Here is a 10,362-nt window from a genome sequence, read left to right on the forward strand (position 1 = left end):
CGCTCCTCTAAAAGACGGGAACATTCAATAAGGTGCCTGCGGCTTGGGTGCATCGGTCGGTCGCAGACACCTTTCAAGGCACGCCGGGGCTGCTGGCGCGACGCTAAAAAGGCGCGGCAGTATACCGCGCCTCCTTGGTGGTGACACGCGCCGGTAGTCATTCGTTGGTCGCATGGTTCAGGGAATAACTGGAGTCATCGTTTGCACTTTCAGACCGCTGCCCTCACCCCAACCCTCTCCCGGGGGGAGAGGGAGCTGGTTTGTGTAGAGCTTGAAATGGGTGTTCGACGCGATATTTCAGAATGCCGAAATCCGACAAAATATCACGGTCAGTCTCCTCTCCCTCCGGGAGAGGGCTAGGGTGAGGGGGCTTTTGGCGGTACGCGCAGGTCATGCCTTTGACGCCAATTATCCGGCCCGAAAATCAATGGTCATTTATCGACTGGGCCACTAAAGTGGCAGCCGGTCTGTAGAGTAGGACACTCGGTCAGCCTCTTATCGCACGGTGAGTCAACGATTGACCCATAACGCCATTCAACGTCTTTTGCTCAAACGCTTCGCCCTCGCTGCAGCCACCTACGGATTGGCCTTGCTGCTGCTGTGGCTGGCGTATTTCACCGGACACTACGAAGATTCGCTGGCAGGCGTCGCCGTCGGCAGCGCCCTGGTGGTCATCAGCCAGGCGACCCTGTTCGCGGTGTTTTTCTCGGGCGCCAACCTGCGCTTCTCCGATCCGAGCCTGACCGAAGCGCAAGTGCTGCTCGGCCTCGGCTGGCAGACGTGGCTGATCGCCCATCTGCAAGAGGCCCGGGGCGAGTTCCTGGTCTTCTATGTGCTGATCCTGCTGTTCGGCCTGTTCCATCTGTCGCGGCGGGCTTTTGTGCGCTGCGCGATGCTGGTGTTCTTCAGTTTCTGCGCCATCACGCTGTGGGACGGTTACCACTTCCGGTTGCACGATCCGGCGCTGTCTGCCTTGCAGGCGTGCATTCTGCTGATTGTGCTGGCCTGGCTGGTGATCTACGCACGCTTCGTCCAGACCTCGCGGCAACGCATGCGTCAGCGCCGCTTTGCCTTGCAGGCGCATCAGGACACCCTGCGCGGGATGATGCGCCAGCTCGAAGACCTGGTGGCCACCGACGAACTGACCGGGCTGTTCAACCGCCGGCATTTCCTGCGCCTGGCCACCCGCGAATTGAACGCGATGGAAGCCGACGTCGTGCATGGTCTGGCGCTGATCGACCTCGACCACTTCAAACGTATCAACGACCTGCACGGCCATGCCGCCGGCGATCAGGTGTTGCAGGCGTTCGCCGGCGTGGCCGGTGCCTGTCTGCGCGACGGCGACGTGCTGGCGCGTTATGGTGGTGAGGAATTCGTGGTGCTGCTGCCCGATTGCAACGCGGAACGACTGACCGCCTGCTGCGAACGGCTGCGCATCGCTTTCACCGACGTCGAACTGGTGGGCCTGAATGTGAAAAACCTGAGCCTGTCCGCCGGCATGACCCTGCTGGAACTGGGCGATGATCTGGACGACGCCTTGCAGCGCGCCGATCAGGCGCTGTACCGGGCCAAGCGCGACGGGCGCAACCGTTGCGCCGCCGCGTGGGAGAACGCCGATGCCTGAACTGCGAGTCGGTGAGCGACAGTGGTCGGTGGCGGCGGGCAGCAACCTGCTCGACGCTCTCAATCAGAACGGCGTGGCGGTACCTTACAGCTGCCGCGCCGGCAGTTGCCATGCGTGCCTGGTGCAATGCGTGCAAGGCTTGCCTGCTGACAGTCGCCCCGATGCCCTGAGCGCCGAACAGCGTGATCAGGGCTGGCGGCTGGCCTGTCAGTGTCAGGTGATCGAAGACTTGCAGGTGCACACCTTCGATCCCGTCACCGATGGTCGCCCGTCCACGGTCGAAGCGCTGGACTGGCTCGGCGACAGCGTATTGCGCCTGCGCCTGACACCCCAGCGGCCGTTGCGCTACAGCGCCGGCCAGCATCTGGTGTTGTGGGCCGGCCAGATCGCGCGGCCGTATTCGCTGGCGAGCCTGCCGGAAGAAGACCGTTTTCTTGAGTTCCACCTGGATTGCCGCCAGCCCGGCGAATTCAGCGATGCTGTCCGACGCTTGCAGATCGGCGACCCGATCCGCCTCGGTGAGCTGCGCGGCGGCGCGCTGCATTACGACCCGGACTGGCACGACCGGCCGCTGTGGCTGCTCGCCGCCGGCACCGGCCTCGGCCCGTTGTTCGGCGTGTTGCGAGAGGCGCTGCGTCACGATCATCGGGGCGCCATTCGCGTCATTCACCTGGCCCATGATGCCGACGGGCATTACCTGGCCAAACCCCTTGAAGCACTGGTCGCGCAGCGGGAAAACCTCAGCGTCGAACTGTGGACGGCGGCCGAGTTGCCGGACGCTTTGGCGCAACTGCGCCTTGTCTCCCGACAAACCCTGGCCTTAGTCTGCGGCTCGACTGCCAGCGTTGACGCGTTTGCCAAGCGTCTGTTCCTGGCCGGACTGCCGCGCAATCAACTGCTGGCCGATGTCTTCCTGAGCCGTGGTTGAGCGCTGAATTCTCAGACGCGAGACCTGCCATGCCCGAAGCCATCCTGCTGCACCGTGAACGCGGTTTGCTGACCCTGCGCCTCAATCGCCCGGACAAGAAAAACGCCCTGACCCGCGCCATGTACAGCCAGTTGGCCGAAGCGCTGAAACAGGCCGGCAGCGATCCGGAAATCAACGCCGTGCTGATCACCGGCAGCGCCGAGTGCTTCACCGCCGGCAACGACATCGCCGACTTTATCCAGCAACCACCGAGCGACCTCGACAGCCCGGTGTTTCACTTCATGCTCGAACTGCTCGAATGCCGCAAACCGGTGATCGCCGCTGTGGCCGGGGCAGCGGTGGGGATCGGTACGACGCTGCTGTTGCATTGCGATCTGGTGTACGTGGCGCGGGATGCACGGTTGCGCATGCCGTTCGTCAATCTCGGGCTGTGCCCGGAGTTCGGTTCCAGCCTGATCCTGCCGCGCTTGCTCGGGCAGGCCAAAGCGTCGGAACTGTTGCTGCTCGGTGAAGGTTTTACCGGTGAGCAAGCGGCGCAATGGGGAATCGCCACCGAGGCGCTGGGCAGCGGCGAAGCCGCGTTGGCCAAAGCACGGGAGATGGCGCTGCGGTTTGATGAGTTGCCGGCCGAAGCGGTGCGGATCAGCAAGCAGTTGATGCGGGCGCCGGATCGCGAGTTGATTCGCAAGGTGATCGAGGAGGAGGGGGCGCTGTTTACCCAGCGGTTGCGCTCGCCGGAGGCGCTTGCTGCATTGACCGGGTTCATTCGCAAACACTAAAAGCCCCTCACCCCAGCCCTCTCCCGGAGGGAGAGGGAGCCGACCGAGTTGTTTGGGCGTTCTATGTCGACCTGAAAAACCGAGTTGAACTCAGGATCTTTAAGCACCGAAATCAGAATCTGGATCGAGCCGAACGCTGAATTCGAAAACCAAGGAGATCGGCTCCCTTTCCCCTCGCCCCCTTGGGGGAGAGGGCTGGGGTGAGGGGGTAGGATCTTCAGCGCACAACAAATATCAAGTCGAACACCCTCAAAACCAAAAAAGCCCCACCATTCACATGGCAGGGCTTTTCATTTTCAGCAACCGGTCACTCAGACCTGCGGGTCGCCCACGTGCAGGATCTTCATGCCGTTGGTGCCGCCGGTGGTGTGGTAGCTGTCGCCCTTGGTCAGGATGACCCAGTCGCCTTTCTCCACCACGCCGCGCTTGACCAGCTCGTCGATGGCTTTCTGGCTGACTTCGTTCGGGGCCAGCGAAGCCGGGTCGAACGGCACGGTGTACACGCCACGGAACATCGCCGCGCGGGCCTGGGCTTCGCGGTGCGGGGTGAAGCAGTAGATCGGCACCGACGAACGGATACGCGACATGATCAGCGGGGTGTAGCCGCTTTCGGTCAGCGCGATGATCGCCTTGACGCCCGGGAAGTGGTTGGCGGTGTACATGGTCGCCAGCGCAATGCTCTCGTCGCAGCGCTCGAATTCCTTGCCGATACGGTGGCTGGAAGTCTTGCTGGTCGGGTGCTTTTCAGCGCCGACACAGATGCGCGCCATCGCCTGCACGGCTTCCAGCGGGTAAGCGCCGGCAGCGGATTCGGCCGAGAGCATTACGGCGTCGGTGTAGTCGAGCACGGCGTTGGCCACGTCGGACACTTCGGCACGGGTCGGCATCGGGTTCTGGATCATCGACTCCATCATCTGGGTCGCCACGATCACTGCCTTGTTGTGGCGGCGTGCGTGCAGAATGATTTTCTTCTGGATGCCCACCAGTTCGGCGTCGCCGATTTCCACGCCCAGGTCGCCACGGGCAACCATGACGGCGTCGGAAGCCTTGATCAGACCGTCGAGGGTTTCGTCGTCGGCCACGGCTTCGGCGCGTTCGATCTTCGCCACCAGCCAGGCAGTGCCGCCGGCTTCGTCGCGCAGTTGACGGGCGTAGTTCATGTCGGCGGCGTCGCGCGGGAAGGACACGGCGAGGTAGTCGACTTCCATTTCGGCGGCGAGCTTGATGTCCGCCTTGTCTTTCTCGGTCAGGGCCGGGGCGGTCAGGCCGCCACCGCGACGGTTGATGCCTTTGTGGTCGGACAGCGGACCGCCGATGGTCACCACGCAGTTCAGCTCGGTGGCGGTGGCGGTTTCAACGCGCATCACCACGCGGCCGTCGTCGAGCAGCAGCTCGTCGCCCACGCCGCAGTCCTTGACCAGGTCCGGGTAGTCGATGCCGACCACCTGCTGGTTGCCTTCGGTCAGCGGATGGCTGGTGGAGAAGGTGAACTTGTCACCGATCTTCAGCTCGATGCGCTTGTTGGCGAATTTGGCGATACGGATTTTCGGGCCTTGCAGGTCACCCAGCAGGGCGACGAAACGGCCGTGCTTGGCAGCCAGGTCACGCACCAGCTTCGCGCGAGCCTTGTGCTCGTCGGGGGTGCCGTGGGAGAAGTTCAGACGGGCGACGTCCAGGCCAGCCAGAATCAGCTGTTCGAGAACTTCCGGCGAGTTACTGGCCGGGCCAAGGGTAGCGACGATTTTGGTACGACGGACGGACATGCAAAGACTCCTCAGGTTCAAGCGCCAGCGAAGGCTACTATGCTCGAAGGGTGTAGTCATTGTTCGTTTGCACTACTTACGATTTTCTTTTTTGAACGCGACAATCGGCGCAAACGGCTCTGAAGATTTCTCACAATGGGTCGATACAGAGCACAAGACAGGAGAACCCCCATGCGATTGTTGCCCATTGCCGCCCTTGCCCTCAGCGTCCTCGCCGCTTCGGGCTGCACCCGTTGGTCGATGAACCATCATCTGAACAACGCCTACAGCGCCTACGACCGCGGCAATTGCGAGCAGGTGATGCTCGAACTGTCCAAGGTCGAACGCGCCAGCCGCGCCCGCCCCTACGTGTGGCCGGAAGTGTCGATGATGCGCGGCCAGTGCCTGGAACGGCAAAAAATGTTTGTCGACGCGGCTCAGACCTACCAGTTCATCATCGCCTCGTACCCCAACAGCGAATACGCCTACCGCGCACGTGCGCGTCTGGAAACCCTGCAGAGCCTGGGCCACTACCCGACCCGCAGTGCCGCCGTGGTGCCCCCCGCCCGCTTCTGATGGCGGTTGTCATACAAAAGCTGGCCGGCTGTACAAGGTGAGCTATAGTCGAATGACACCGGTGCAGATGCATTCTGTACCGGCGCAACACCTGCGACTGGCATAAGAATTACGTGGCGAGCGCCACACCGGAAGCGGGGAGAGCGGGCCTGTCGGGCAGGTCCGTTCCGAAGCACAGTGCGGCCCGTTTGCCGGGCCATGCATGGCGATACGCTCATGTTTACCGACCGTCGAATCGAACGGCACCAGTTGCCGTATTTTCTGCGAGTGTTCAACAGCGTCACCGACAAACCCATCGGCTTTCTGGGCAACGTCTCCGAAGACGGGCTGATGCTCATCAGCCAGTTGCCGATGATGATCGGGGCCGAATTCAAATTGCGTCTGAAGATCCCCGTGGGCGATGGCTGCCAGCAGGTGATCGACCTCAGCGCGTGCTGCCTGTGGTGCCATGAGGATGCGACGCCCCAACACTACGACGCCGGCTTCAGCCTGTTCCGCACGCCGCCGGAATACGGGCAGTTGGTCGAGGCGTTGAAGCAGTACTTCAGTTTTCAGCCACTTCCTGCCTCGGCCTGAAATCCATACTGACCTCACTATCGCTTTCGCGGGCAAGCCCGCTCCCACAGGGATCTGCGGCGAACACATTTTTGTGAACGAAGCCGATAACTGTGGGAGGGGGCTTGCCCGCGAAGGCGTCTGTACAGACGCCATCCATTCAACGATTAGTCGATTGCAATCGCCCGCTCGTTATCCAGCGTCCTCTCCGCCAGCAACAATCCCATCTCGCTCAACTGATAGATCGCCATCGCCAGATGTCGCGGCTTGTCGTCCAGGCTGTCGGCCAGGTCGAGCAGCAGAATGCTCACCGAAGAAAAGGTCTCGTAGGTCTGGATGGCGATCGCCTCGGAATTGATCTCGGGATCGACCTTGAACATCTGCATGCCGCGATCCACGGAGTTGCGCGGTTTCTCTGCCTTGGGGTTGAGGTAGAAGTCGAGGGCCTTGTGGGCCGCGTCGTGGAGTTTTTTTGAATCGATGGAGGCGTAGGGGGAGACCGGATCGGGTTGATCGGTCGGGTCCTTTGGATCGGTGTCCGAAGGGGGATTTGGAACTGGCTTCTTCATGTATTTCGTACTCGTCGTTAGGGCCACCATCGGCTCGCGACTAAACGAGAAAAGGGTGGCGGCTGTAAGCAGGTTAGTCGACCGGGAGTACGTACCGGTGCGCCCGAGGGCGCCCTGCGAACAGCCACCATCGAGTGCGGGGATAGGGAATACCCGACTGGATGACGCTTATGCGCAACGTACTAAAACCCCGGGCGACTAAACCCGGCCGCTGATTGGCAGCGACGGGGATCAAGTTACGGGGCAACGCCAGGGCGCACAAGCCGGCGGATTCTGAGGGATTTGTAGGCAATGGCACAAGGCATCGTAGCCCGTTGTTACGACTTGCAGGACGCTGCCGGACTGGGTTGTGGGAAGAGTTACCGTTTGTCGGGACTGTTATTTCTAACAGGTTTCAGTTCATTGCCATTCCCCTATACATGGCTGACCGATTCCGCTTCGGAGTAGCGCGAACATGACGGATTACCCGCTAAATGAATCAACACCTTCCCTCGAACCGAGCGAGAGTTATCCGGTACCAAGAATTACTGTTCCGGATAACGGAGCGACGTTCTCCAAACACTTTTTCAAGGTGGAGGGTTATCACTCCCTGCAACACTCAGGAACCCTCGAAGTTGGTGTACTGAATGAACATAATCAGATCGAGGCTATTTGGGGGACGGCAAACGGCGGGCCAAATACCTGGAGTTTTCTGGCGTATTACAAGTATGGGAAGCGCAGAATCTTCGCCAGATACCCATCTAGCGGGACCATTATAAGTAACGTGGTAAACATCACGAACAACGTGCCCCCCCCGGCCGCGGCCGGGGGGGGCACGTTGTTCGTGATGTTTACCACGTTACTTATAATGGTCCCGCTAGATGGGTATCTGGCGAAGATTCTGCGCTTCCCATACTTGTAATACGCCAGAAAACTCCAGGTATTTGGCCCGCCGTTTGCCGTCCCCCAAATAGCCTCGATCTGATTATGTTCATTCAGTACACCAACTTCGAGGGTTCCTGAGTGTTGCAGGGAGTGATAACCCTCCACCTTGAAAAAGTGTTTGGAGAACGTCGCTCCGTTATCCGGAACAGTAATTCTTGGTACCGGATAACTCTCGCTCGGTTCGAGGGAAGGTGTTGATTCATTTAGCGGGTAATCCGTCATGTTCGCGCTACTCCGAAGCGGAATCGGTCAGCCATGTATAGGGGAATGGCATCTGGAATGTGCCGTTGAATCTGGCGCCGGGTGGACATTCCATTGTAGCGGTGCAATGGAACATTTTTTTTCAGGTGTCCCCGCGAACAGTTGCTCGACTCGTAAAAGTTCCCCCTCCACCCATACCGAAACCACCGGTTATAACGAAGCCCGACCCCGGCGAAACATTACCCTCGCCCGTGACCTTTTCCGGGACAGGGTATTCGAGCAATCTTCTGGTTCTCCTTCTGGATCAGGGAACCGAGCCGCTGGGATATGTGCAGATGGAGAATGGCATCTGGAATGTGCCGTTGAATCTGGCGCCGGGTGGACATTCCATTGTAGCGGTGCAATGGAACATTTTTTTTCAGGTGTCCCCGCGAACAGTTGCTCGACTCGTAAAAGTTCCCCCTCCTTCAATCGCTGCGGTGCAAGTTACTTTTCCTGCCGTGAATCAGGTCAGGTTTTCAGGTGAAGGCTACACCGGCGCCTCGGTAGACATAATCATCAAAAGTGGTCCGGGAGGAACACCTCCACCACTTTCAACTGTCACGGGAGGCAATTGGACAGGAGCGGTAACTGACTGGCCCCCTGGTACATACAATCTGGAGGCAATTCAACAGGTCCCCGACAATGGCGGTGGTTGGGTCAAGTCGTCCCCGTACCCATTTACAGTCGAGCTGAAGTTGCCGGAATTGCCCGATCCAACAGATTTGAAGCATGACGTTGACTACCAGCCTACGTTTTCCGGTAACGGTACAGTCGGCGCGACAGTACGGTTATACAACCCGGGCGGCGCCAGCAAGGCTGCACCGGATGCGTTGGTGGGGAACAATGGTGAATGGTCAAGCCGGGCATCCGAGGTGTGGGGGCCGACGCTCAATCGAGAGGTCCATATCAAGCAATACAAGGATTCGCAGGAGTCGCCGAACTGGAAAATCCTCACGGTCACGATCCCACCGGAGGCGGCAGTCATGAATGTACCAGTCGAGAACGGACTTTCACCGGATCTGAGCGGTACTTGCTGGGCGACCGCAACTTTGCAACTCACCTATAGCGATAGCCCCACCAGGCATCCTGTTACCAACAATAACGGCGTTTGGCGTTTCCGGCGTGACTTGCCTTTCGAACCAGACAAGACTCATACCGCCACCATTATCCAGACCGTCGCCAATCAAAACTCACCACCAGCGTCCAGAGATTTTGTTGTCCGCCAACCGATGGAAAAACCGACCATCACTAAACCTCTTCACAACGAGGAGGTTGACAGCGATGTGACCGTGCTTGGCAAAAACGGCATGGCGGGTGCTTCGATGCAACTGTGGGATGCCCGAGACAAGAAGCCGTTGGGCGATCCTGTCACGTTGAATCAAAACGGGGACTGGGCGATCAATCTCAAGGGACTGGTGATTGATGCGTGGTTCATCACTGCCCGGCAGACCCTGAACAATCGGCCGTCCGAACACAGTGAAATTCGCGAGTTCAAAGTGGTGGTCATGCCGCCCGAATTCCTGGTTCCGCAACCGGGGAACAATCTGCCGCGCACTTCAATTCTCTCGGGCAAAGGGCGACCGAACGGCCGGGTCACTGTCTGGTGCAAGGGAATTGCAGAGCCGCTGTTGCGTGATGTGCTGATCGGCCCGACGGGTGTCTGGGAGGGCAGCGTTACGCAGGAGGTTGGAGAGTACGTTTTCTGGGCTACCCAGACTTTCGAAGGCAAAACGTCAAAGCCGAGTCTTGAGGTGCCTTGCAGGTTTGTGCCCCATGCCGTGCTTGCGGAATCCCCCACCCCGGAAGAGCGTCTTGGCAAAACCGTAACGGTGTCCGGATTCGGTTTTCCCGGCGACCGGATCACGCTCAAGCGGGGGAATGCAGCATTGGGAGAGGCGCCGGTACTTCCCGATCGAACCTGGTCAATCACGGCAACGCTGGCGCCACCTGATGGAGCGGTCACGTTGAGTCTCGTGGCTTCGAGCGGTGACTTTCACTCGGCGCCGAGCGAGTGGGTGAGCCAGCTGGGCCTTTATCTGCCGGAGTTCACAAGGCCTGTCGCGGGCCAATGGGGTTCACCGGCAATGACATTCGCCGGATTGGGCAAGCCGGGTTCAGGAACCCTGATGAGTTGGTACAACCCGGAAGTGGAGTTCGCGGCGCGGGTTGCGGTCACTCAGACCGGATGGACGACCGGGTCGACGCAGCCGCTCACCGAGGGGGGGCATTGGTGTCGGTTCTGGCAATCGTTCAGCACCGGTACGCCAATATCCGACTGCTCCGAAAGCGGACGTTTCGACGTGCGGATCGAGTCGTCAGACAAACAGTGATTGGAGTCTCCGACGAGCGGTCATGGAACCTGTCATTTATGACAGTTGGCATGTTGCGTTCAGGCGCGCTGAATACTCGGTATCCACCCACG

Annotated in this window: 8 protein-coding genes; 6 read left to right on the forward strand and 2 right to left on the reverse strand. The window is 59.9% G+C overall.

Annotated elements, in window-relative coordinates:
- Window positions 1–517: 517 nt before the first annotated feature.
- Genes OQ248_RS17135 through OQ248_RS17145 form a run of 3 tightly spaced genes read left to right on the forward strand, consistent with a single transcriptional unit; the run spans window position 518 to window position 3,331 of the window.
- The gene (locus tag OQ248_RS17135) at window positions 518–1,624 is read left to right on the forward strand and encodes a GGDEF domain-containing protein (protein WP_119427830.1); all 1,107 of its coding nucleotides are present in this window, start codon (window positions 518–520) and stop codon (window positions 1,622–1,624) included.
- A complete protein-coding gene (locus tag OQ248_RS17140) occupies window positions 1,617–2,552 on the forward strand; it encodes an iron-sulfur-binding ferredoxin reductase (protein ID WP_265813403.1) in 936 nt (311 codons plus the stop codon). Before OQ248_RS17135 ends, OQ248_RS17140 begins: the two co-directional genes overlap by 8 nt.
- A gap of 29 nt (window positions 2,553–2,581) precedes the next feature.
- Window positions 2,582–3,331, forward strand: coding sequence for an enoyl-CoA hydratase-related protein (locus OQ248_RS17145; protein ID WP_265813404.1), 750 nt, complete (start codon window positions 2,582–2,584; stop codon window positions 3,329–3,331).
- Between the two features lie 311 nt (window positions 3,332–3,642).
- Here the strand turns inward: OQ248_RS17145 and pyk are convergent, their stop codons facing one another.
- The gene (gene pyk, locus OQ248_RS17150; protein ID WP_085697206.1) at window positions 3,643–5,094 is read right to left on the reverse strand and encodes a pyruvate kinase; all 1,452 of its coding nucleotides are present in this window, start codon (window positions 5,092–5,094) and stop codon (window positions 3,643–3,645) included.
- Between the two features lie 171 nt (window positions 5,095–5,265).
- Between pyk and OQ248_RS17155 the strand changes: the two genes are divergently transcribed.
- Entirely contained in the window at window positions 5,266–5,649 is a 384-nt protein-coding gene (locus OQ248_RS17155) for a hypothetical protein (RefSeq protein ID WP_085709591.1), read from the forward strand.
- 216 nt (window positions 5,650–5,865) lie between these two features.
- Entirely contained in the window at window positions 5,866–6,225 is a 360-nt protein-coding gene (locus OQ248_RS17160) for a PilZ domain-containing protein (protein ID WP_265813405.1), read from the forward strand.
- Between the two features lie 146 nt (window positions 6,226–6,371).
- On the opposite strand, the gene OQ248_RS17165 is transcribed toward OQ248_RS17160, so the two are convergent.
- On the reverse strand, window positions 6,372–6,773 hold the full coding sequence (locus OQ248_RS17165; protein ID WP_265813406.1) for a DUF6124 family protein: 402 nt from the start codon (window positions 6,771–6,773) through the stop codon (window positions 6,372–6,374).
- Window positions 6,774–7,984: 1,211 nt separating this feature from the next.
- Between OQ248_RS17165 and OQ248_RS17170 the strand changes: the two genes are divergently transcribed.
- Window positions 7,985–10,270 (forward strand): hypothetical protein, encoded by a 2,286-nt coding sequence (locus tag OQ248_RS17170; RefSeq protein ID WP_265813407.1) that lies wholly within the window; start codon window positions 7,985–7,987, stop codon window positions 10,268–10,270.
- Window positions 10,271–10,362: the final 92 nt, after the last annotated feature.

It is taken from the genome of Pseudomonas sp. COW5, from assembly GCF_026240005.1.
GTDB classification, from domain to species: Bacteria; Pseudomonadota; Gammaproteobacteria; order Pseudomonadales; family Pseudomonadaceae; genus Aquipseudomonas; species Aquipseudomonas kribbensis.